Below are 23,175 nucleotides of genomic sequence, written 5' to 3'. Positions count from 1 at the left end.
CCCACCGGTGAGCGTGTGTTTATTGTGTGAAGAAGGCGCCGATCCTGGCGCCTTGTCTATTCTGGCGCAGCGCTGGCAGTTAACTTCGGACGACGAGGCGCTGATGGCGCTGGTATTGACGCCCGAACGGCTGGAGCTGCGTAAGCGTGACGAACCTAAACTCGGGGCGATCTACGTCGATTTCGTTTCCGGCACTATGGCCCATCGACGCAAATTTGGCGGCGGGCGCGGTGAAGCGGTGGCGAAGGCGGTCGGCATCAAGGGCAGTTACCGGCCTGACGTGGTGGACGCCACCGCCGGTCTGGGGCGCGATGCCTTTGTGCTGGCGTCTCTGGGCTGCCGGGTGCGGATGCTGGAACGTAACCCGGTGGTGGCGGCATTGCTGGATGACGGGTTGCAGCGCGGCTATCAGGACGCAGAGATCGGCCCATGGTTGCGCGAACGCATGACGTTGTTGCATGCCTCCAGCCTCACGGCGCTAGGTGATATCGATCCACGGCCAGAGGTGGTGTATCTCGATCCGATGTACCCGCACAAGCAGAAAAGTGCGTTGGTGAAAAAGGAGATGCGGGTGTTCCAGTCGCTGGTGGGCAGCGACGATGACGCCGATGGCCTGCTGGAACCGGCACGTCACCTGGCAACCAAGCGCGTGGTGGTGAAGCGCCCGGATTATGCCCCGCCGTTGGCTAACGTACAGGCACATGCGGCGTCGACAACCAAGAGTCACCGTTTCGATATCTACATGCCCTATCCCGGTTAATTTGGGCGCAGCATGCTGCGCCCCTGCAAGCCGCCTTGATGCAACGCCAATTATTTAGGGCATAGAGATAGAGGGTGAAATAGGGACGTATTCATTGATCCACCTCCCAATTTTATTTTTTACCTTGCAAAGATACTGGCAAGCTTGTGTCCCAGATCGCATGATTCCTTTTCGTTTCCCTTCCTATAATTAAATAAATAATGAAAAAGACACTCCTTGCTGTTTTGCTTTGCCTGGGTACCTCTGCGATGGCCTCTGAACCTGTCAATATCACCATTCTTGGCACCTCTGATCTGCACGGCACCTTTGTGCCCTGGGATTATTCTACCGACACCGCCAATCTGGCCGGCAGCCTGAGCCAAATTGCCACTCAGGTGCATCAGGTGCGCGCCCAGCAGCCGAACGTGATTCTGGTAGATGCCGGTGACACCATTCAGGGCAACTTTGTTGAGACCTTTAAAAACGACAAAACCAGCCCGATGATCCTCGGCTTTAACGCGCTGAACTATGACGTCTGGGTGATGGGCAATCACGAATTCGACTTCGGCCTCAAACCGCTTTCCACTTCACTCAATCAATTCAAAGGCACGGCACTGGCCGGCAATATTCTATGGGACAGCGGTAAACCCTACCTGCCAGCGTATAAAATTATCGAACGCCAGGGGGTGAAAATCGGCATTATCGGCATGGATACGCCGATGACCGCGGAATTCGCCAAAGGCACCGACCGGGTGAAAGGGCTGAACTTTACCGATCCGGTTCAGGCGGTGAAGCAGGTGATCCAGCAGATCCAGGGGCAGGTGGACGCCATCGTGCTGGTGGCACACATGGGGATCGACAACGAGAATCAGCGGCCGGGGACCGGCGTGGGCGATATTGCCCGGGCTAACCCGGAACTGGCGGCGATCGTCGCCGGGCATATGCACGTAAAAGTCGATAAAGAAGTGATTAACGGTGTGATCGTCACCGAACCGGACAAATATGGTCGTGCGCTGTCACGCATCGATCTGCAGTTTGAGCAGCACAACGGCAAGTACGTGCTGATCAACAAAGACAGTTACACCTACCCGATCAAAGGCATCACGTCGGATAAAAAGCTGGAAGAGATTTACCAGCCATACCACAAGATCCTGCGGGCAAACGCCAACCGGCCGATTGCCCAGCTCAGCGGCCAGGATCTGGTGCCGCCGGATGCGGTGAAGGGCATTCCACAGGTGCACGTACAGGATACCGGCATCAGCAAGCTGTATCAGGAAGCCGGGCATTACTATGCGCCGCAGGCGCAGGTGATCGCGTTGCAGATTGATAACGACCGGCCGAAGCTGAACGTCGGTACCATCACCGCCAAGGACATTGCCTTCAACTACCAATATGCTGGGGGCGAGATCACCGTTTATCAGCTCAGCGGCAAAGAACTGAAGAAGTACATGGAATGGTCGGCAGGTTACTTCAACCAACTGCATGACGGCGACGTGACCTACAGCTTTAACCCGCAGCGCCGCGCGTCGAAATACTCGACCAATGATTTCTTCGATGGCGTGACCTACAAAATTGACCTGCGCCAACCGGCCGGGCAGCGTATTCGTGATCTGCAAATGGCCGATGGCACACCGGTGACAGACAGCACCCCAATCCGTCTGGGGATGAACAGCTACCGTATGGGGCACCTGACGCAAAAAGGCGGCGCACTGGAAGGTATGCAGTTCCCGGTGTTGTCAGACAGCAAGGTGGATTACGGTGAAGAGGCCGGTACCATCCGCAATCTGACCATTCGTTATCTGACCGAGGTGAAAAAAGGACAGTATCAGGGGCAGGCGGTGCAGCGCTGGCAGTTGGTCGGGCTGGAAGGTTATGATCGTGAGCGCAAAATCGTCGAAAAACTGCTGAACGACGGCAAAATCAGCGTACCCACCAGCGAAGATGGGCGTTACGGCAACGTGGCGTCATTCAACGTGAAAGGGTTGCTGTTCAGCGAGCCGAAAGCGCGTCAGCAGCAACAGGCCGCGCTGCAGGCGCAGTTGAGTGCCGCCAGCGATCCGCTGGTTAAAAAGCGTTTGAGCGATCAGTTGGTGATTATCGAGGCGATTAACAAGGCTTGATAATGATTACGGGCTCGGCATGTGAATGCTGAGCCCTTACTACACCGACTAACGTGAATGCCCCTGCAGTAAACGCTTGCCGACATCACCACCCGGATGAACCGCCAGCAGCGTTTCTTTGTTGTAGCCACTGCGTTCCATCAGGCAGGCACAGGCCGCGTCGAAAATCGCCAAAACCAGCACGATAGAAGTAGTTGCCAGCATATTCAGCGGATCTATCTCATTTTCTACCCCGGTGCGGATCACCAGCTGTGCTGCCTGGGCGATAGCCGAATCCGGATTCTCCGTCACGCCAATCAGCGGCACACCCTTGGCCTGCAGCGTCGGCAACAGTCGTGTCAACTCGTCGGAATTGCCGCCGCGCGAAATCAAAATCATCAGATCATCATTGCGCAGAAAACCCAAATCGCCATGCGCCGCGTCGGTGGCATTCAGGTAAATCGCCGGTCGTTCCACGCAGGCCAGCATATGGGCAATCTTGCGCGCCGCGATGCCGGAAGTACCGACGCCGGTGACCACAATTTTTCCCCGGCACTCCGCCAGTAGAGTCAGAAGCCGTTGCCAGGTCTGTGGGTCGATGCGCTGGCCCAATTGTGCCAGCTCCCGGCTGTAGATTGCCCAGGCCTGCGTTGCACGTTGCCATTCCTGCTGCATCAGGCGTCCTCCTGCATCAGTTGGCGGTATTTCATATGGTCGCTATACAGCTCATGGAACACGCGGTATTTACGATCGTAATAGCGTTTGATCTTGTTGGTTTGCGGCGTCACGGTTTTACCGATACGGCTCATGGCACTCATCGCTTCCGGCAGGCTGTCGAATACCCCGGCCGCCACGGTGCCCATCATCGCGCCACCCAACAGCATCGCTTCGCTCTCCTCCGGCAACAGCATGGCACAGCCGGTAGCATTGGCATGTTCCTGCACGAAAATCGGGTTCTTGGTGCCACCGCCGCTGGCCATGATGGTATCGATGCTGTAACCGCTTTGGTTCATGGTTTCGATAATATGGCGGGTACCAAGCGCTATAGCCTGGATGGTGGCCAGATAGTGCAACGCCATGTCTTCCGGGGTGCGTGACAGCTTCAGCCCGGTCAGGGTGCCGGTTAGCGTCGGATTGGCACGCGGCGAGCGGTTGCCATGGAAATACGGCAGCATATGAATGTCTTTGGTCAGGTAGGCAATATCCTCCGGCTCGCCCGCCATACGGCGCAGCATGGCGTTCAGCACCTCATAGATGGTCTGCCCCTGGGTTTTTGCCTGCGCCAGCAGCTCCTGATAACAAGGATGTGACTGGATGATGTGGTCAATCAGCGCGCCGGTGGCGGACTGGCCGCCTTCGTTCAGCCAGTATTCCGGCAGAATGGCCGAGTAATACGGCCCCCATACGCCGGGGATAAAGCGTGCGGTACGCGACATCGCCATATGACCGGTCGAGGTGCCGCCGATCAGTGCGACGCGGCGATTAAAGTCTGCCACTTCACCGGAAGCCCCGGTAGCCCCCAGCGTGCCGAGAGTACCTGCGTGGGCATCAATGATCGACACGCTGACCGCGGTGCCGGCAATCAACCCCATCTCACTGGCGGCGCGCTGGGTCAGGCCGTGGCCCAGCGGTTCACCCATCATTTTGACGTCGCTGCCAATTTTGGCGGCGTCGTGTTCCAGTACGTCTTCCAGTCCAATCTGTTTGAAATAGCTTTTGTCCCAGCGCTGTTCATGGCCGAGATAAGTCCATTTGCACACCGTCGAACACAGCGAACGGGTGGCGTCCTGAGTGGCGCGCCAGGTGAGGAAGTCCGGCAGATCAAACAGGTAACCGGCGTTGGCCCAGGTGGTTGGCATATGCTGCTTCAGCCACAGCATTTTGGGGGTCTGCATTTCCGGCGAGATGATGCCGCCGACGAAATCCAGCACCCGGTGTTTGGTGGCGTTAATACGTTCGGCCTGGGTGATAGCACGGTGATCCATCCACACGATAATGTTCTGTTCGGTACGGCCGGAAGGGCTGATGGTCAGCGGCTTCCCCTCTTTGTCCAGCACCACCAGCGAGCAGGTGGCGTCGAAACCCAGCCCTTTAACCTGAATCGGGTTGATGTCGGCCTGATTGACCGCATCACGCACCGCGTTGCACACTGCCTGCCAGATATTGTCCGAGGACTGTTCAACAAAGTCGGCCTTCGGCCGATACAGGTCGATAGACCGGCTGGCCTGCCCAACCATATGGCCGTTGAGATCGAATACCCCAGCGCGCGCACTTCCGGTGCCGACATCTACGCCAATAAAATAGCTCGCCATTATTTTTCTCCTAGGCTTTTCGATTCTGTAACGCGATAAACAAGATCAGCACCGCGCCCCACAGGGCCATGGTCAGATAGCTGCTGACGCCCAGCAGGTTGAGGCCGCTCTCCAGCATTTGCAGCACAATCAGTGCCAGCAACAGGCCAAGTACCCGGCCAAACCCGCCGTCCGGGTTAATCCCACCCAGCACCGAGGCCAGAATGGTCACCAGCAAATAGGATTCGCCGTAGCCGGCCTTGGCCGAGTTGAACTTGGCCATCATCAGCAACGCCGCACCCCAGCCGAGCAGCGCGGACAGCACATACACCGCGATTTGCACCCGGGCGGTGTTCACCCCGCTGAAACGGGTAGCCTGCTCGTTGGAACCGATTAAATACAGGCTGCGCCCCAGCGTGGTGTGCTCCAGCAACAGCCACAGGCCAACGGCGACCAGCAGGAATAGCAGTAGCGCCACCGGAATGCCGAGCAGGCTGCCATTACCGAGATACTGAATGGCCGCCGGGAAGCCGGAGATCACCGCGCCGTTGGACAACAGAATATTCAGCCCGGTGATCAGCGTCATGGTGCCGAGTGAGGCGAGGATCGGTGAAACGCCGACCCAGGCAACCAGCACGCCATTAAGCGCCCCAATGGCGACGGCGACCAGCAGCCCGGCGAGCAGTGCCAGCACCAGAAACAGCGGCTGATCCGGGTGGCTGACGATAATTGCCGCCATCACCAGCGAGCAGGCGTTGGCCCCGGCGATAATCGACAGATTGATGCCGCCGGTGAGCATGGTAATACCCATGCCGAGCGCCAGCATGCCGAGGATCGGTAACTGTGAGGCGATCGACTGGAAATTCCCCAGACTGAAGAAACGCGATCCTAGCAGCCCGGCGAACAGCAGCCCCACGACGATAATGATCGCGCTTTGCAGACGGATGATCCGATCATTCGGGATCAGACGGGTTAACTGGGTCATGTCATAGCTCCTTGGCCAGCTTACGTTTTTCATTCCAGGCGGTGCTGCTGATGCTGATCAAAATGATCGCGCCGCTGAACACTTGGTGCCAATAGGCCGATACGCTAAGCAGCGTCAGACCGTTCTGCAGGAACGCCAGCAGCACCACGCCCAGTAGCGTACCGGTCAGCGAGCCGCGACCGCCGGTCATGCTGGTACCGCCCAACACCACCGCCGCCAGCACCGTCAACTCAAAACCCAGTAAGGAGTTGGGTGCGACCGACTGGGTGATCTGCGCCTGCACCACGGCGGCAATGCCCGCCAGAATGCCCATGTAGCCGTAAACGTAGAAGTGCAGTCGCAGCAGGTTCAACCCCAGACGCGATGCCGCATCGCGGTTGCCGCCCATGGCGAAAATCTGGCGGCCAAGGCGGGTGAAGTTCATCAATACGCCGGTGACGATAATCACCGCCAGCAGGCACAAAAGCGGCAGCGTCAGGCCGTAGTCATAGCCGTCGGCACCCTGGAACGAGAACCAGCTGATGCCGTCCATAAACCAGTCGGGGAAACCGTACAGCCAGGTGCCGTTGGTGGCGTACACCAGCAGGCCGTAGAACAGGTTTAGCGTGGCGATGGTGATGATAATTGCCGGCACTTTCAGCCAGTAGACCAGGAAACCGTTCACCAGCCCGAGCAGCAGGCCGACGCCTATCGCCAGAGCGAACGCCAGCGGGAAACCGCCGCCGTGCTGGATCACCCAACTGGCCATCACGTACTGGGCGATAGCGGTGATCGCCGGGAACGAAATGTCGATGCCACCGGCAATCAGCACCACGAACAGGCCGCAGGCGAGAATGCCGAGAATGGCATAGCTGGTGGCCACATCGGTCAGGTTGCCCAGCGTCAGAAACTCGCTGGTGCTAACGCTTAGGCCGATGGCCAGCAGCAACACCAGCAGGCCAAGGTAAAATTCGTGCCGCCCGGCCAGGCGGGCCAGTAATGACTTATCCATTCACCACCTCGGCGATCTGTTGTTCGGTACTCTGGTGCGGCGAAAACTCGGCGATCAGCTCGCCTTTACGCATCACCATCACCCGATGGCTGTTGTAATAGGCTTCTGGGATCTCGTCGCAGATCATCAACACCGCCATGCCGAGCGCGGCCAGATCTTTGGCGATCTGGTAGATCCCCTCTTTGTTGGCGATATCTACCCCAACGGTGGGGGAGTCGAGGATCAGGATCTTCGGCTGTGTCGCGACCCACTTGGCAATTGCGATACGCTGGGCGTTACCGCCGGACAGGGTTTTGACCGGGAGTGCGCTGTCGGAAACCTTAATGTTCAGATCGCGGATCAGCCGGTTAACCAGTTCTGTCGCTTTGGCGTGATCCAGCAGCCCGATCGGGGTATGCAGTTGATCAAACACCGTGACAATGGTGTTGTCGTAGATTGATTGCTCCATGATCAAGCCTTGCGTCAGACGATCCTCAGACACATAGCCAATGCCCTGTCGCACCGCTTCACGGTTGTTATGCAACCGCACCGGCTGGCCGTCGATCCTGATTTCACCGCTGTCCGGGCGTGTCATGCCGAACAGGCTAAGGCACAGTTCAGTACGGCCCGCGCCAAGCAATCCGACGATCGAGACGATCTCGCCGCCGTGCAGTGACAGATTGATATTCTGATATTTTCCGTGTCGGCTCAAGTTACGCACTTCGAGCAGCGGCGCACTCTCGGCTGTGGGCCGTGGGGGTAACTGGCTGTAGTGGAAGCGTTGGCCAGTCATCAGGAACGCCAATTCATGGCTGTCCAGTTGGCTTGCAGGATAAGTTCCGACCAGCTTGCCGTCGCGCATCACGCTGATACGGTCGGCGACTTCCATCACTTCGTCCAGCCGGTGGCTGACAAATACCACGCAGATGCCCGCCGCTTTCAGCTCGTTGACCACCCGCAGCAGGCCGTCGACCTCCTGACGCGTCAGTGAGGCAGTAGGCTCATCCATGATCACCAGCCGCGCTTCGGCGGCAATGGCACGGCAAATCGCCACCAATTGGCGATCGGCAATCGACAGCTTTTCAACTTTCTTGTCGGGATCGATATGCACGCCGACACGCGCCATAGCATCCAGCGCCGTCTGACGCATCACCCGTTTGCGTACCCAGAAATGGCCGCCGGGCAGGTAGCGGTGAATGGCAATATTTTCCGCCACCGTCAGATTGGGGAATAACGACAGATCTTGATAAATCACCTGAATACCATAATAACCAGACAGCTGCGGCGTCAGGGAATGAAAGAGTTTTCCTTCCAGTGAAATATTGGCGCCTTTTTCCGGCTGATAAACGCCGGAAATAATTTTAATTATGGTGCTTTTGCCACAGCCATTTTGCCCGGCCAGGCAGTGCACTTCGCCAATATTCAGCGTCAGGTTGATCTGGTCCAGTGCCAGTACGCCCGGAAACTTTTTACTGATATTTTCCAGGCTTATAAATGCGGTGGATAAGGTCATGGCATTAACCTATGCAGGTTCTTATACCCGTCATCTTTCAAGTTCCAGCATTGTTATCTGCACTTGCTCACCCCAGTTACTTAACTTTTGTAAGCGCCTGGGGATGAGCAAGCTGGCCGCCTAGCTGCAATTTGAAGCTATAGGGTATTGTTATAATAGTGATTGAAACTCGGGGCGCGATAGGTTGCGCACCGACGTTATTTAATGATTTTCCCGGTGTGGAGCAATATTACTGAAGGTTAGAAGCCCAGCGATTTGGCATTATCTTTGGTGACTTCAAGAATTTTATTAAACCGAATCACTTTCTTATCCATATCGACGTCGGCTTTACCCAAACCTTCAATCGACAAGTCTTTGGTCACTTCCTTACCCTGCAACAGTTGATCGGCCACCGTCACCAGCGCATAACCGGCGTCTTTCGGATCCCACAGCAGCGCTTTCTTGATGTCGCCGCGCATCAGGTAAGGGGCGGCCTGCGCCGGCATGGCGATGCCGACCACGGCAATCTTGTCCTTGGCGCGTTTCTTGGCGACTGCCTGACCGGCACCAATCGGGCCGAGGGAGCCGAAACCGATAATGCCTTTCATCTGCGGGTAGGTTTTCATCAAATCCAGCGTGGTGGCGTAGGATTTGTCGATGCTTTCCGCCACCGGCAGACGTGACGTCACTTCGAACATGTCCGGATATTTGGCTTTCTGGTATTTGATGGCGGAATCCGCCCAGGCGTTATGCAATGGCACGGTCAGCGAGCCAACATAAATGGCGTAGCCGCCTTTGCCGCCCATGTCTTTTGCCAGTTCATCGACGTTGGCCTGCGCATACTTCTCACTGTCGATGGTTTCAATGTCCCACTGGCCAATCTGCTGATCCGGTGATTCATGGGTCAGGACCACGATGCCTTTCTCACGTGCTTTCTTCAGTACCGGCTCCAGTACCTTGGCGTCGTTAGGTACTACGATGATGGCGTTAACGTTTTTGGCGATCAGATCTTCAATCACTTTGACCTGTGCGGCGGGATCTGGCGTAGAAGGCCCGGTCTGATAGGCATTCACGTCGAGTTTTTTTGCCGCGTCGTTGACGCCGACTTCCATACGGTTGAACCAGGGAATGCCGGTCACTTTGGCAACCACGGCAATTTCGAACTTTTCAGCAGCTAAGGCAGGTGTTGTCGATAACATGCACGCAGAAACCACACATGCATTTAATAATGCGAGGTTAAATTTCATTTCGCTGTACCTTTTTTATCTGTAGGGGTGGTTGTTTTTCCACCTGAGCAGATTACAAAGGAAAGGAAGAGGGGACGTAACCCGAAGTGGAAAATTGTGAGCCATGCACATTGAGGTAAAATTATGGCGGTTTTAATGTTAATTAAATGTTTAATAATTTCGTGGTGGTAATTTTACTACGTAAAAAAATCATTAAATTAACATTTAATTTAATTTAAATTAACAAAATAAAAACAATGTGAGTATCAATGCAGGGATTTTTTGCGGTAAAAATGCCGACCTGATGGTCGGCATTGAAGCATTTAACTGTTGTGTGAACAGGATCACTTTACGGCGATGTTAGAGCACACCTTGTGCCAGCATAGCGTCGGCTACCTTGACGAATCCCGCGATATTGGCACCGTGTACGTAGTGAGTTTGCTTCCCTTCACCGCCGTATTCCACGCAGGCTTGATGAATATCCGCCATGATATGTTGTAAACGTACATCCACTTTCTCTGCCCGCCAGCTAATACGTGCGGCATTCTGAGCCATCTCTAAGCCAGACGTCGCCACGCCGCCGGCGTTGGCAGCCTTGCCTGGGGCAAACAACACGCCAGCGTCCAGGAATGCATCAGTGGCTTGAATGGTGGTCGGCATATTGGCGCCTTCAGCCACGGCTTTCACGCCGTTGCGGATCAGCATCTGCGCGGCGTCCAGATCCAACTCATTTTGGGTGGCGCACGGCAGGGCGATATCCACCGGTACACTCCAGGGCTGCTGACCGGCCAGGTAGGTCAGGCCGCGCTCGCGGGCATAGTCTTCTACACGACCATAACGCTGATTCTTGATCTCCACCAAATGGGCCAGCTTTTCGGTAGTGAAACCGGCTTCATCGACCAGCGTACCGCCAGAGTCAGAAACGGTGATCACCCGTGCATCCAGTTCCAGCGCCTTCTCAATAGTGTACTGCGCCACGTTGCCTGAACCGGAAACGGCAACTCGCATGCCTTCAAAACCTAGCCCATGGCGTTGCAGCATGGCATCGGTGAAGTAAACCAGCCCATAGCCGGTGGCCTCTGGGCGAATCAGACTGCCGCCAAATGACAGCCCTTTGCCGGTAAACACGCAGGCAGTGTTGTTGGACAGTTTTTTCATCATACCGCTCATAAAGCCAACCTCACGGCCGCCGACACCGATGTCACCTGCAGGTACGTCAGTATCTGGCCCCAGATGGCGATACAGCTCGGTCATCAGCGACTGGCAGAAACGCATGATCTCTGCCTGGCTTTTTCCTTTTGGATCAAAGTCAGAACCGCCTTTACCCCCGCCCATGGGCAAGGTGGTCAGCGCATTTTTGAAGGTCTGCTCAAAGCCAAGGAATTTAAGAATCGACAAATTCACTGATGGGTGGAAGCGCATACCACCTTTATATGGCCCGATGGCGGAGTTGAACTGCACGCGCCAGGCCCGGTTGACCTGAACTTGCCCGCGATCGTCCACCCAACTGACACGAAACTGGATGGTGCGCTCTGGTTCCACTAAGCGTTCCAGTAGAGCATATTCGCGATAGCGTGGGTTGCGCTCGATAAATGGCCACAGCGAAGTGAAGACCTCTCGGACTGCCTGCAAATATTCCGGCTGATGGGGGTTATGCTGCTGTAACGAAGACAGGAATGACTCTACCGATACGGTATTTTCCATGGATAGCTCCTTTATACCCGTTGTCTTTCAGGCTGTAGCGTTGTGATCTGTGCTCGTGACTCCCTGGTTACTTACCTAGGTAAGCGCCTGAAGATTCACGAGCTGGCGATCTGGCTACAGCCCGAAATTCAGAGGGTAATACTATGAAATTTCCCCCACTATTTTTATAGATATTGGTTTGGGTAAAGCGTGGGGAATGATGTTGTGTCTTTAGCGACTATATCATTGGAGGGCGGTTGATTATCAAGCGATTAATGATAGCTGCGGAACGAAAAACGCCCGCAAAAGCGGGCGTAGGGCAATTAAGTTAGTGTGTGCTTACTTAGGATTTGGGTTTTTCGTCTTCGTCACGCAGCGGCACGATCAACATGTCGATATGTACGGTGTTGATCAATTGGCGTGCGGAGGACATCAGCTTGCTCCAGAAATCCTGATGGTGACCACAGAGTACCAGGTCCATATCGTATTTCTTGATGGCATCGACCAGCACCTGTGCCAAATCGCCACTGCCGCTCAGGGTTTCAGTAATCGGATAGCCGGCATTTTGTGACAATTCGGTCAACGCGTGGTGCGTTTCTTCCGAGATACGTTTCTGCATGTCGCCGAGATTAACGTCGATCAGGCCGGTATACAGGTCGGAATAGTTAACATCTACGTGGATCAGGGAAACTTTGGCGTTGTACGGGCGCGCCATAGATACGGCTTTTTCCACCAGAATTTTACTCTCTGGGGATAGGTCTACCGCGATCAGAATGTGTTTGTAAGCCATGAGAATACTCCTTCCATATAATGCCGATTAAAAGGTTAGCAGGCATTCAGCGTACCAGCCTGGCGCTTCAGGTTTACCTGCATTTTATCATTCAGATAACATAATGATATGTTGGGGCGATCACACTGCACCGCATCAAAAAATCTCTTTATCTCTGCTCAGTCAGTTTTACACCCACCAGGCAGGAAATCCTACCGCCCATAGGGTTGTGTAAAGGTTGACCGATTGAAATATAAGCATTCTTGAACAGAGTATAGCCCCAAATACCTCTTTGGGCAGAGGAAAAGACCGTCAGTGCTCTCTAGGGTGGTTATCAGTTATAACCAATAGGCGGATGACAAAATGGTGGGTTGCGGTAAATTTTATCTACTGCTCAGGCCAGTTTGTGTTTCGTTAACCTACAATAATGACTATAGGCCTTATCATCTCTTCTCTGAGCTAAACCTGCGCGATATGCACCCGCATGGCGATAGGTTGTCTCCAGAGGCGGTGGGTTATGCGCGGCCTGTGCGGTGCCAAGGGGATCGGAGCGGTAGGCTCCCGCAGTAATGAGTGTATAGAGGTAGGGCAGTTGGACCCGGCGGAGCGCCGTGGATAACAACGCCTTGAGGAGGCAATCATGATCAGTACCGTCGCGCTGTTTTGGGCTCTGTGTGTGGTGTGTGTTTTAAACATGGTGCGGTATTACTCTTCTCTGCGTGCGCTGCTGGTGGTTTTGCGCGGCTGCGACCCGCTGCTGTACCAATATGTCGACGGTGGCGGCTTTTTTACCGCTCATGGCCAGCCGAGCAAACAGATAAGGTTGGTGCGCTATATCTTCTCGCAGCGTTATGTCGAGCATCATGATCCGGAATTTATCCGCCGCTGTGAGCGGGTGCGTGGGCAGTTTATGCTGACGTCCGCCCTGAGTGGGCTGGTGTTTATCAGCCTTATCGCACTGATGATCTGGTATTGAGGCCGTCTGTTTTCCGCGTAGCAGACAAAGAAAAGGCGGCCACCAGGGCCGCCTTTCTCATGGAGTAAACTGCTTAGATCAGCTTAAGCGCCAACCAATACAGTGAACCGGAAAGCAGAATCGAAATCGGCAAGGTCAGTAACCAGGCCAACAGGATATTCTTCACGGTTTTGCTTTGCACGCCGCCACCGTCCACGATCATTGTCCCGGCGACTGCCGAAGAAAGTACGTGGGTGGTGGAAACCGGCATGCCGGTATAGCTGGCAACACCAATCGACAAGGCTGCGGTCATCTGAGCTGACACGCCTTGAGCGTAAGTCATGCCTTTCTTACCGATTTTCTCGCCAATGGTGGTCGCCACGCGCTGCCAACCAACCATCGTACCGAGTGACAACGCCAGAGCAACCGCGACGATAATCCAGATCGGTGCATACTCAACGGTTTGCAGCAGATCTTGACGCAGGTTTTTCAGGAAACGTTGGTCCTGGCTAGAGGTTTCAGGCAGCTTAGCGATCTTGTCTGCGGTATCTGTTACGCACATCAGCAGGCGGCGCAGGTGGCTGCGCTGATCTACCGTCAGTTGATCGTAACTTTGCAGATTGTTCAGCAAGCCGGAAGCAAGCTGAATCGCTGGCATAGCGCGGGCACTGTCACAGTGGAACTCGACGGGTTTATCCGGCGATACGTCCTCATCCGGGCTTGGCACCAACGGAGTGAGAGCGACCACGTGCGACAGGGCATCGCTGTGTTGCTCGTAATATTGCTGCAGGTGGGCCACGGCATCACGCGTACGAGTGATGTCATAACCGGTTGCATTCATATTGAGCACGAAGCCAGCGGGTGCAACGCCGATCAGCACCAGCATGATCAGGCCGATACCTTTCTGACCGTCGTTAGCGCCATGCGAGAAGCTGACGCCAATAGCCGACAGGATCAATGCGATGCGCGTCCAGAACGGCGGCTTACGTTTGCCGTCGACCTTTTCACGTTCCGCAGGGGTCATGTGAATACGCTGGCGTTTCTTGGTGCCACTCCAATAGCGGCGCAAGGCAAACACCATCAACCCGGCGACCATCATGCCAACCAGCGGCGAGATGAGCAATGACAGGAAAATACCAATCATTTTCGGGACGTTAAGCGCATCCACCACCGAAGTGTGTGTCATCAGTGCGTTGGTCAAACCCACACCAATAATTGCGCCAATCAGCGTATGGGAGCTGGAGGCCGGCAGACCGAAATACCAGGTGCCGAGGTTCCAGATGATAGCCGCCAGCAGCATGGAGAACACCATGGCTAATCCGTGTGCTGAACTGACGTTCAACAACAGATCTGTTGGCAACAGATGAACAATGGCGTAAGCAACACTCAAACCGCCGAGCATAACGCCAAGAAAGTTAAACAAACCAGCCATCACGACCGCAAGTTGCGAGCGCATGGCACGGGTATAGATTACTGTAGCAACCGCATTGGCCGTGTCATGAAAACCATTGATGGCTTCATAAAACAACACGAACAACAATGCGAGAATTAACATCAGGCCGGTATGGAAATCCAGGCCAGCGAACAAATGCAGCATAAGCGTTACGCCAGTTTGTGGACATGAACGCCGCGCATTATCAGTGACAACCGGGGCCGGGGAAAAGGAAAATATGACGTTTTTTTGATTTAGATATGACGAAATGATGGCGTTGTTATGACAAAGATATGAAATATCAGCGCGTTATGCTGTCTGGCCCGTTGTAATATTTTCTTACTATGGCGTTGTCGGCGTCATGGCTTTACAATCTGCCGCCGTAAAGTTGCCGGTTACCGGTGGCGAAACGGCGTAATATGGCGGCCTTTTGTCGCGATTGTGGTTTTTATTCAGAGAGGCGCAGGTGGAACAGTTTGATGTCGTGGTAATAGGTGCGGGCGCAGCGGGCATGTTTTGCGCGGCTCAGGCAGGGCAACTCGGTTGCCGGGTGCTGCTGCTCGACAACGGCAAAAAACCGGGGCGTAAAATCCTGATGTCCGGCGGCGGACGCTGTAACTTTACCAATATGTACACCGAACCGGCTGCTTACCTGTCGAATAACCCGCATTTTTGTAAATCGGCACTGGCGCGTTACACCCAGTGGGATTTTATCGATCTGATCAACCGCTATGGCATCGCCTACCATGAGAAAACGCTGGGACAGCTGTTCTGCGACGACTCGGCGCAGCAGGTTGTCGAACTGTTGGTTAAAGAGTGTGAACTGGGCCAGGTGACGACGCGCCTGCGCAGCGAGGTGCTGAGTGTGGAAAAAACCACGGAAGGCTTCGAGTTGACACTGAATGGCGAGAAAGTGAGCGCTCGCTCACTTGTGGTCGCGAGCGGCGGTCTGTCGATGCCGGGATTGGGCGCTTCACCGTTCGGCTACAAGTTGGCCGAACAATTTGGATTGAAGGTGCTGCCAACACGCGCCGCGCTGGTGCCCTTCACGCTGCATAAACCGCTGTTGGAACACCTGCAAACCCTGTCCGGCGTCTCTGTGCCTGCGGTGATCACCGCCGAAAACGGTGTCAGCTTCCGTGAAAGTCTGCTTTTCACCCATCGTGGTTTGTCTGGCCCGGCGGTATTGCAACTGTCCAGTTATTGGCAACCCGGTGAGTATGTAAGCGTTAACTTACTTCCTGCGCTTGATCTGGCGGGCTTCCTAAATGAGCAACGCCAGGCTCATCCTAACCAAAGCCTGAAGAATACTCTCGCGCTGCATCTGCCGAAGCGCCTGGTGGAGTGCTTGCAGACGTTGGGGCAATTACCGGAAGTTACGCTGAAGCAACTGAACCCTACGCAGCAGGCGGCGCTGATAGAAACATTGCAGAATTGGCGCGTTCAGCCGAACGGTACCGAAGGTTACCGCACGGCTGAAGTGACACTCGGCGGTGTAGATACTAAGGAACTTTCCTCTAAGACTATGGAAGCGGCAAAGGTGCCAGGTCTGTACTTTATCGGTGAAGTGGTGGATGTGACAGGGTGGCTGGGGGGCTATAACTTCCAATGGGCCTGGAGCTCGGCTTGGGCGTGCGCACAAGCGCTGGCGCTTGTGCAGAAATAATGAGTTAAGATATTTTGGTTTAATATTTATTGGTATATGAAAATAATCACAGTAAACATATAAAAGACGGTTTTAATTAATTCGTTATTTTATATGTTTTTGTGTTTTTCATTGCGTAATATTTTTAATTTGAAATAAGTAGATTGTTAGCACGATGTTTTTTATTATACTTGCTGGTTGGATTTATATCTTAATTTTAAACTGACGGTTTTTAATTCATCTACATTGACTGGCTAATGATTTAACTGAATACGCTGCGTCAGCATTATGATCCCGCAGGTATTTTTGTTGATGTCAGACGTGCATAGCGAGATATGTGGTTAAGGGCTTTCCTCACTGCCGGGGCGCTGATCAACCGCGCCCGGCCTCGAGTGAGGAATTTTACGCTGTAGTAGGCACTTGGGCATTGATACCTCTCACCAACATCGGCACTTGCGGGCAATCACGTTTGGGGAGAGTAACGATCGTCTGAGGGGATTCCAGATGTATGGCGTGCTTTCCCTCAAAATGGATAGCGACAATTTTAAAAGCAACAGCGCCAGGTTCCCGTGGCAGCATTATGTTTCCTGAAATCACCGCACTAAACATCAAGATGCAGCCTGAATGGTGTTTTTGGCTGCATCTTGATGTCGATGTTCTTGATCAGACAATTATACTGGCGCTGATCGTCGAAAGGCTGGAGGCGATGTTCCTCCTCCGCAAAGACTGAGTGACCCAAGGTTTGCGCCCTGAAAGCAATGGCGCTCAGCTATCGATTTTCTCGGGCAACGACACCAGCAAAACATCGGTTTTGGCATTGTTGATCAAATGACGAGACGTCGGCATGAGTCGGCTCAGGAAATTATGCCGATGCCCGCAGATCAGCAGTTCGATATGTTTTTCAAACAGGATTTTTTCGATTTCCCGATTAAAGTCACCGACGACCTCCAGTGCTTCAACAATCGATGACGTATCATAGCCACCATCGCGTAGAAATTTTTTTAACAGGTTAACGTCATCGTTAATCACTCGGGTTTGAAAGTTATCCAGACGATCGATAACTACGCCAGAATAAAGCTCACCGACATCGACGCCGACATGCACTACATACAATTTAGCCTGGGTGGCATTGCTGAGGGAAAGAGCACGGTCGAGCAGTTTCTTGTTGTTGTCTTTCAAGTCCAATGCCACAAGAATATTTTTATAAAGCATACGACTCTCCTTTTCTATTATGATTATCTTGATAATAGAGTCTACCCAGAAGGCATTTAAATCAAACCTGAATAACCGGTTATCATGACTACTTTTTTATATTAACGTGGGCGTTGAATTCGATCGTTAACAATGTTTATTATCAATCATCGAAAGCAAAGCAGTCGCAAAACGTAAATTCAAAGGAGGTGGTTATCCGTTAATCCTAGGTAGCGATGGCGTTAAGTATGCAATTTGTGAATCCAATTTTCTGGTTTTGGGGGAACGATGATTTCCGACTTTTGTTCCCTCATTTTTTTAACGCAAAAAGTTAATTATTAACATGATGCCAACAACATGCTGACGAGGAAAATAAATGAAAGATCTATTGGATAAATGCAGCGATAAAGGGTGCTCCATTGATATTGGTTCAGTGCTGGATAATGAAAATTGCACGGTCACTGTGACTAACCGTTTTGATACCTATGAGCAGGCAATGGCGCACTTTGAAGAGATGGAAATCAGTGCCAACAATGTGGCATCAGAAAAGTATCCCTGTCATATGGCACATACCATTAAGATATTGAATAAAAAGTACATTGCCAGAATTGATATGACGTTTTCCTGCCAGGCGGAGGCGATTATCTTTGAGTTGGAGATGCAACATCGTATCCACGACTAACCCATTCCGTTTCATTTTTTAGGTTTGATATCATGAAAGATATGACCATAGCGATCGTCATTTGTGAAAGAGAGCTGACTCGTTTTATTCAGGGGCGTATTTGTGACATTAATCAGGGGACGGAAACCCCACGCTTGGCCGTGGCTTTTATCCAAAAATACGGTAGAGGTATGGCAGATGCATTGTCCTCTATCTATGGAACGGCCGTGGCCGGTGAAAGCATTATAAAAATCACTGAAGGTAAATTAAGCCTGATAGATCCGGATTGGAGTGAAAAAGACAAAGAACGTTTTCGTGCACGCCCTGCCGATCTGAAATTAACCCCGCCTTAACTTACATCTAAATTATCAGGAAGGATAATGCAATGGGTTATGCTGCTTCTGGCTATTTCATTTGAAGTAACAGGAACCATTTTTATTAAGTACGCGCAAGTTTATCAGTGCAATAAACTTCACCTTATTACACTGGTCGCGATATGCACGTCCTACTTCTTCTTTGCCAAAGCAATCAGGAAAATCCCTTTGGGCATTGCTTATGCGCTTTGGGAAGGCATTGGTATTTTGCTGATCGCATCACTGAGCTATCTGTTGTTTCAAGAGCCGATATCGGTGTTTAAGTTGTTGGGTTTTTTACTCATCATCTGCGGCATCGCCTGTTTAAAATTTGGGGTGGTCAAACACCCCAGGGGTGGCTAGGCCTTGTGTGTTGACAGCAGGATGCTGGTCTCGGTGCTGGAGATGCCGGTGATGCGGCGGATACGCCCCAAAATTTTATCGAAGTTCTCCAGGCTGTCGGTACGGATTTCCACCAAAATATCCCATTTGCCGTTGGTCGTATGCAGGGTGAAGACCGAAGGTTCAATACGCAATTGCTGCAACACACTTTGCGCCTTGGTGCCTTCAACTGCCACAGACATCCAGGCGCGAATGCGGTTATGTTCCACGCCCGGCTTTATACGGATGGTATAGCCAGTAATGATTCCCTGTGCTTCCAGCGCCTCAATTCTTTTTTGTACCGTAGCACGCGAGACGCGCACCTTGCTTGCGATCTCGGTAATCGAAGCACGGGCATTTTCACGCAGCAGTAAGAGGATCTGGCGGTCGGTATCATTCATGTTGTCAAAGTGTCACTGGCTAGTGTCGATTTGTAAAAATATAGAGCAATTTAGTCATTTTTCACACTGTTTGGCGCCAAGTTGATTATCCATAATGGTCTCGCGCCAGCCCCTGGCTAATCCTCTGAACCCGGTGACAAAGACCATGCAAACCACCCAATCCGTTTTTATGATCAGGCCATCTGACTTTGCAGCCAATCAAGAAACCAGACACAGCAATTTTTTCCAGAAATTCACGGAAACAAATGAGAATCACACGGCTGAGGCGCTAGTGGCCTTCAACCATTACGTCGAGGCTCTGCAACAGGCGGGCATCGATGTCAGGGTCATTGATGAGATACGTGGGCAGGCGACACCAGACGCGTTATTTCCCAATAACTGGATTGCACTGTTGGGAGACGGCACCCTGTTCACTTTCCCGATGGAAGTGGAGAACCGGCGACGGGAACGCCGCCAGGATATTATTGCGCAGCTCGCTGATGACTTTGTGATTAAAAGGTGTGTCGATCTCTCCGGCCACGAACTGACGGGGTGTTTTCTGGAAGGTACCGGATCGCTGATTTTGGATCACGAGCACAAGCTGGCTTATGCCTGCCAATCTTCCCGTAGCTCACCTAAAGTGGGACGAGAGTTCGAACAGCATTCCGGTTATCAGATTGTCTGGTTTGATGCTGCGGATCGTCATAACCGGCCTATCTATCACACTAATGTGATGATGAGCGTTGGCGCTCAATATGCCATCGTGTGCCTTGAAAGCATCCGCGGGGTGGCGCAAAAAAATGACCTGATCGCCATGCTGCAACGCAGTGGAAAAACCATCATTGACGTCAGTTTCGCCCAGATGGAGGTATTTGCCTGCAATGTTTTGGAGCTGCGTGCGCAAGATGGCAACCCGGTTTACGCCATGTCGACCCGTGCCTGGGCCAGTTTTACACCACAACAGCAGGCACTGATTGGCGGTTATGCCCGGTTGGCACTGGGGCCTATCGACATCATTGAAGATCTTGGCGGCGGCGGGGCACGATGCATGCTGGCGGAGATCTTCCTGCAAAAGAAACGGGCCGTGATGTAACCCTACACATTGTTTCAGTTCAACCCCATCTGATTAAGCAGCATTTTATGCAACTCGGTGCTTTTGTGGACATTCAGTTTACGCATTGCCGAGCGTTTATGGGCGCTGATTGTCTTTTGGCTGCGGTGAAGCATGCCAGCGATGGTACAGGCAGACATACCGGTGCTCATCAGCCTCAGTACTTTTTTTTCACAGCTGCTCAAGGCGGCGATGCGGCATTGCCGGCATTTCCAGATACCGCTGGCGTGCAGTGCCACCCAAGGCTGTTGGCAAAAACGTTCCAATGACATTTGCAACGTGTTGCGGATAACCGTAGGGGTATCGCGTCGATTAATGCTGAACAGCGCAGGGTGGGCATGCAAATAGCGGGTATCGCGATCGTCGAGGATCAACACGGTCATTTGCCGGTGGCGCGGTGTCTGGTGCGGGCTTTGGTAGCAGCGGGCGCAGCCACAAGTGTCTTCGAGGGTACGAAACACGATCTCGATCGGCTCCAGATTTTGCAGATCAACGGGATATGCCCGACTGGATGCGTTCAGATCATGCAGATATTCTTCCAGCAACAGCCGTAAACCGAATTGATAAAAGTTATCACTGCCCAGCAGGGTGAATCGGATATTAAGCATGATTACTCCTCAAAACGCATATCGTGTGGAAATAACCGGCGTGCCTGATGTTGCAGATCGGCGGCCCGCTGTGGCTGTTGCAATAACCGACTGACAGCCATGAGATTGATGTAGATATTGGCGTCCGGCCGCACGAGGATCTCGTTTTCCGCCCACTGCTGATAGCGAAGTAGCGTCGCGGTATCGCGGGTTTGTGGGTATTGCAGTAGCCGCTGCAACTGCACATCGTAGTCATAGCGTACCTGCCAGGGCGTGGGTGCCATCACCTGGCTCATGGGCGCAAATTGCCGCAGGCCGGTTTTTTCCACGGCGGTAATGATCAGTGCGCTATGCAGGCCGTTGAACAGATAAGGCAACATCAGTGCAGCCACTCCCGCAGTCAGCAGACGCAATGTCAGTTGTGAGCGGGGCAGTAATCGCAAGCGGCGGCGCACATCGCTCGTGCGGAGAATCACCAACAACAACACGGCGTGAGCAGCAGAAAGGTAAAGTGGATATTCCACCATCATATGTAACAGGATGGGCAGCGCCGCCATCCATGGCGCAGGGCGCAAAGGCAGAGCGCGCGTGCGTTGCAGCAAGTGCCAAAATCCCCAGCAGATCACGGTAACGCCGCTCAGGCTCAACAGACCGCCTTCAATGCCCCACAGCAATATTTCGTTGTGCGGATGGCTGATAGCGACACTTTCCATGCCCGTGCTATGAGTGGTGTAAAAGTGATGCAGGAAATCGTGCTGAAAATGCCCATAGCCCCAGCCAAACCATGGGCGCTCGGCGATCATGCGCAGCGCTTCCTGCCAGTAAGTCAGTCGGTAAAAAATCGGTTCTGCGACGGTGATTACCCTCGTCGCTCCGTTGAGCATCACCAAAAGTATCCCGGTAGCCACCCCGGCGATCAGTAGCAGTAGGGCAGCGGTGGCGCGGCGACGATTGAGGCGGTACAACATCCACAGTTGCAGTGGCGACAGCAGCAGTGCCGCCAACAGGCCGACGCGTGAGGCGATAACGATCAGTAATAGCGGTGCCAAAACCAGAATAGAGGCGCTCAGCCATTGCAGGCGATATGACATGCGGCGTTGGTTACTCAGCAGATAGAGTGCCAACGCCAAACCGGTGGCCATAAAACTGGCCATCAGGTTCCACTGTTGGAAGATACCGTAAGGGCGGTTTTTCAGGCTGTTGTAACCGATCCAGTTACCCGGTTGCAGCAGAGTGTATTGCACCAGACCGAACAAGGCTTCGATCACCGTCGCTGCCAGTAACAGAATCAGCAGGTTGCGCCTGCGTACGCGATCGAGTGGAATTTGCAGCAGTGCGAAGTAGGCGAGCACGCCAAGTACCAGTCCCATCAGACGCGGCAGGGCTTCACTCAGCCAGGGTTGCTGTGTCCATAGCAACGGCAATAATAAAATCAGGCCGCCCAACGCCAGTCGGTTAAAAAAGACCGAGGTCACCAACGGTCGCTGACTAAATAGCATCGCACCGAGAATCATCAGGGCGATAAATATCCCACCGACCAGATTCCACGGCAGATAAAAGCCACTGCCGCCGCGATTGGGCCAGTAAATGTGCATGGCGATCAGGCAATAAAACGCCACCAGCCCGAATAACCAGGCTGCTTTTGATTTGGACATCATCACTTCTTCCTGCAGACGCCGGGCTTATTGGTAAGCCAGTACGAAATTGGCTACCGAGCTGAATTCACCCTCGGTAATGGTTTTATTCTGTATCGCGCTGGGATGACCTTGCACATAGGCAGTGAAATTCAAAATAGTGGCGCCGTCCTGCAATGTCACCGCGCTGGTGGCCTGGTTCAAATCAATATCTGCTCCCTTGCTGTCAAACAGGGCGATGGCAGCGCCGTTGGTACCGTTATTAATCGCCAACTTGCCCGGTAACTCGCCGTCTTCGGTACCGCTAAAGGTCACATTGACGGATTTGAACACCGTTGTTTTACAGTCGGTCAGCTTGATGCTGAACGGTACCGGAGTGCTATGGCCGTAGCGATACAGGGTTTTGACGATCACGGTGTCCATCTCCACCACCTGATCGGCTGATTGTGGTTCGATATTGCACGGCCGGCTCACGACAGTGCCGTGAAACTGCAATGGCGAACCGACCAGCTCGGTGTCCGCCTGGGTGGGCAGCGCTGCAAACAATAAGGGTGTGCAACTGAGTAGTGCTAAAGCACGTAAACGCATCGT

At 53.2% G+C, this 23,175-nt stretch carries 23 protein-coding genes; 9 read left to right on the top strand and 14 right to left on the bottom strand.

Features of this window, described 5'->3' with window-relative positions:
* Window positions 1–7: 7 nt before the first annotated feature.
* Window positions 8–760 (top strand): 16S rRNA (guanine(1516)-N(2))-methyltransferase RsmJ, encoded by a 753-nt coding sequence (rsmJ, locus tag SGBXF1_RS22975; protein WP_186427599.1) that lies wholly within the window; start codon window positions 8–10, stop codon window positions 758–760.
* A 200-nt stretch (window positions 761–960) separates the two neighbouring features.
* Window positions 961–2,859 (top strand): bifunctional metallophosphatase/5'-nucleotidase, encoded by a 1,899-nt coding sequence (locus tag SGBXF1_RS22970; RefSeq protein WP_186427598.1) that lies wholly within the window; start codon window positions 961–963, stop codon window positions 2,857–2,859.
* 48 nt (window positions 2,860–2,907) lie between these two features.
* Here the strand turns inward: SGBXF1_RS22970 and SGBXF1_RS22965 are convergent, their stop codons facing one another.
* From SGBXF1_RS22965 to uspA, 8 genes are all read right to left on the bottom strand, one after another.
* Complete coding sequence (locus SGBXF1_RS22965; RefSeq protein ID WP_186427597.1) at window positions 2,908–3,513, bottom strand: KpsF/GutQ family sugar-phosphate isomerase; 606 nt, start codon at window positions 3,511–3,513, stop codon at window positions 2,908–2,910.
* On the bottom strand, window positions 3,513–5,150 hold the full coding sequence (locus SGBXF1_RS22960; RefSeq protein ID WP_186427596.1) for an FGGY-family carbohydrate kinase: 1,638 nt from the start codon (window positions 5,148–5,150) through the stop codon (window positions 3,513–3,515). The genes SGBXF1_RS22965 and SGBXF1_RS22960 overlap by 1 nt, the downstream gene beginning before the upstream one ends.
* 10 nt (window positions 5,151–5,160) lie before the next feature.
* Entirely contained in the window at window positions 5,161–6,114 is a 954-nt protein-coding gene (locus SGBXF1_RS22955) for an ABC transporter permease (RefSeq protein ID WP_186427595.1), read from the bottom strand.
* A 1-nt stretch (window position 6,115) separates the two neighbouring features.
* Window positions 6,116–7,105 carry an ABC transporter permease gene (locus tag SGBXF1_RS22950; RefSeq protein WP_012147369.1) on the bottom strand — a complete coding sequence of 330 codons (990 nt, stop codon included), beginning with the start codon at window positions 7,103–7,105 and terminating at the stop codon, window positions 6,116–6,118.
* Window positions 7,098–8,597 carry a sugar ABC transporter ATP-binding protein gene (locus SGBXF1_RS22945; protein WP_061808553.1) on the bottom strand — a complete coding sequence of 500 codons (1,500 nt, stop codon included), beginning with the start codon at window positions 8,595–8,597 and terminating at the stop codon, window positions 7,098–7,100. The genes SGBXF1_RS22950 and SGBXF1_RS22945 overlap by 8 nt, the downstream gene beginning before the upstream one ends.
* A 239-nt stretch (window positions 8,598–8,836) precedes the next feature.
* Window positions 8,837–9,823: an autoinducer 2 ABC transporter substrate-binding protein gene (locus SGBXF1_RS22940; RefSeq protein WP_061808552.1), complete on the bottom strand. Its 987-nt coding sequence runs from the start codon at window positions 9,821–9,823 to the stop codon at window positions 8,837–8,839.
* A 339-nt stretch (window positions 9,824–10,162) separates the two neighbouring features.
* Entirely contained in the window at window positions 10,163–11,506 is a 1,344-nt protein-coding gene (gene gdhA, locus SGBXF1_RS22935) for an NADP-specific glutamate dehydrogenase (protein ID WP_186427594.1), read from the bottom strand.
* Window positions 11,507–11,828: 322 nt separating this feature from the next.
* A complete protein-coding gene (uspA, locus tag SGBXF1_RS22930; protein ID WP_061808550.1) occupies window positions 11,829–12,275 on the bottom strand; it encodes a universal stress protein UspA in 447 nt (148 codons plus the stop codon).
* A gap of 619 nt (window positions 12,276–12,894) precedes the next feature.
* Here uspA and uspB point away from each other — a divergent pair.
* A complete protein-coding gene (gene uspB, locus SGBXF1_RS22925) occupies window positions 12,895–13,230 on the top strand; it encodes a universal stress protein UspB (RefSeq protein ID WP_061808549.1) in 336 nt (111 codons plus the stop codon).
* Between the two features lie 73 nt (window positions 13,231–13,303).
* On the opposite strand, the gene pitA is transcribed toward uspB, so the two are convergent.
* Window positions 13,304–14,806, bottom strand: a complete 1,503-nt coding sequence (gene pitA, locus SGBXF1_RS22920) for an inorganic phosphate transporter PitA (protein WP_037426237.1) — start codon at window positions 14,804–14,806, stop codon at window positions 13,304–13,306.
* Between the two features lie 301 nt (window positions 14,807–15,107).
* Here pitA and SGBXF1_RS22915 point away from each other — a divergent pair, with 301 nt between their 5' ends.
* Both SGBXF1_RS22915 and SGBXF1_RS22910 read left to right on the top strand, forming a co-directional pair.
* Window positions 15,108–16,307, top strand: coding sequence for a BaiN/RdsA family NAD(P)/FAD-dependent oxidoreductase (locus SGBXF1_RS22915; protein WP_186427593.1), 1,200 nt, complete (start codon window positions 15,108–15,110; stop codon window positions 16,305–16,307).
* Window positions 16,308–16,794: 487 nt separating this feature from the next.
* Window positions 16,795–17,016, top strand: coding sequence for a hypothetical protein (locus SGBXF1_RS22910; protein ID WP_186427592.1), 222 nt, complete (start codon window positions 16,795–16,797; stop codon window positions 17,014–17,016).
* A 35-nt stretch (window positions 17,017–17,051) separates the two neighbouring features.
* Here the strand turns inward: SGBXF1_RS22910 and SGBXF1_RS22905 are convergent, their stop codons facing one another.
* Entirely contained in the window at window positions 17,052–17,498 is a 447-nt protein-coding gene (locus SGBXF1_RS22905) for a universal stress protein (RefSeq protein WP_061808544.1), read from the bottom strand.
* 355 nt (window positions 17,499–17,853) lie between these two features.
* Between SGBXF1_RS22905 and SGBXF1_RS22900 the strand changes: the two genes are divergently transcribed.
* Genes SGBXF1_RS22900 through SGBXF1_RS22890 form a run of 3 tightly spaced genes read left to right on the top strand, consistent with a single transcriptional unit; the run spans window position 17,854 to window position 18,854 of the window.
* Window positions 17,854–18,159 carry a DUF406 family protein gene (locus SGBXF1_RS22900; protein ID WP_037426231.1) on the top strand — a complete coding sequence of 102 codons (306 nt, stop codon included), beginning with the start codon at window positions 17,854–17,856 and terminating at the stop codon, window positions 18,157–18,159.
* 32 nt (window positions 18,160–18,191) lie between these two features.
* Window positions 18,192–18,491 carry a hypothetical protein gene (locus SGBXF1_RS22895; protein ID WP_051922626.1) on the top strand — a complete coding sequence of 100 codons (300 nt, stop codon included), beginning with the start codon at window positions 18,192–18,194 and terminating at the stop codon, window positions 18,489–18,491.
* 27 nt (window positions 18,492–18,518) lie between these two features.
* Entirely contained in the window at window positions 18,519–18,854 is a 336-nt protein-coding gene (locus SGBXF1_RS22890) for an SMR family transporter (protein WP_061808543.1), read from the top strand.
* On the opposite strand, the gene SGBXF1_RS22885 is transcribed toward SGBXF1_RS22890, so the two are convergent.
* Window positions 18,851–19,273, bottom strand: a complete 423-nt coding sequence (locus SGBXF1_RS22885) for an Lrp/AsnC family transcriptional regulator (protein WP_186427591.1) — start codon at window positions 19,271–19,273, stop codon at window positions 18,851–18,853. The genes SGBXF1_RS22890 and SGBXF1_RS22885 overlap by 4 nt on opposite strands.
* A 145-nt stretch (window positions 19,274–19,418) precedes the next feature.
* On the opposite strand from SGBXF1_RS22885, the gene ctlX reads away from it, so the two are divergent.
* Window positions 19,419–20,345 carry a citrulline utilization hydrolase CtlX gene (ctlX, locus tag SGBXF1_RS22880; RefSeq protein WP_186427590.1) on the top strand — a complete coding sequence of 309 codons (927 nt, stop codon included), beginning with the start codon at window positions 19,419–19,421 and terminating at the stop codon, window positions 20,343–20,345.
* Between the two features lie 14 nt (window positions 20,346–20,359).
* Here the strand turns inward: ctlX and SGBXF1_RS22875 are convergent, their stop codons facing one another.
* The 3 genes from SGBXF1_RS22875 to SGBXF1_RS22865 are packed head-to-tail and all read right to left on the bottom strand — an operon-like array spanning window position 20,360 to window position 23,172.
* Complete coding sequence (locus SGBXF1_RS22875; protein ID WP_037426222.1) at window positions 20,360–20,971, bottom strand: helix-turn-helix transcriptional regulator; 612 nt, start codon at window positions 20,969–20,971, stop codon at window positions 20,360–20,362.
* 2 nt (window positions 20,972–20,973) lie between these two features.
* Complete coding sequence (locus SGBXF1_RS22870) at window positions 20,974–22,608, bottom strand: PglL family O-oligosaccharyltransferase (RefSeq protein ID WP_186427589.1); 1,635 nt, start codon at window positions 22,606–22,608, stop codon at window positions 20,974–20,976.
* 24 nt (window positions 22,609–22,632) lie between these two features.
* Window positions 22,633–23,172, bottom strand: a complete 540-nt coding sequence (locus tag SGBXF1_RS22865; protein WP_186427588.1) for a fimbrial protein — start codon at window positions 23,170–23,172, stop codon at window positions 22,633–22,635.
* Between the last annotated feature and the right edge of the window lie 3 nt (window positions 23,173–23,175).

Origin of the sequence: Serratia grimesii (assembly GCF_900186025.1) — a bacterium.
In the GTDB taxonomy this organism is placed as follows: Bacteria; Pseudomonadota; Gammaproteobacteria; order Enterobacterales; family Enterobacteriaceae; genus Serratia; species Serratia grimesii.
Note: the sequence above shows the minus strand (reverse complement) of the source record. Positions and strands in the feature narration are given on the sequence as shown.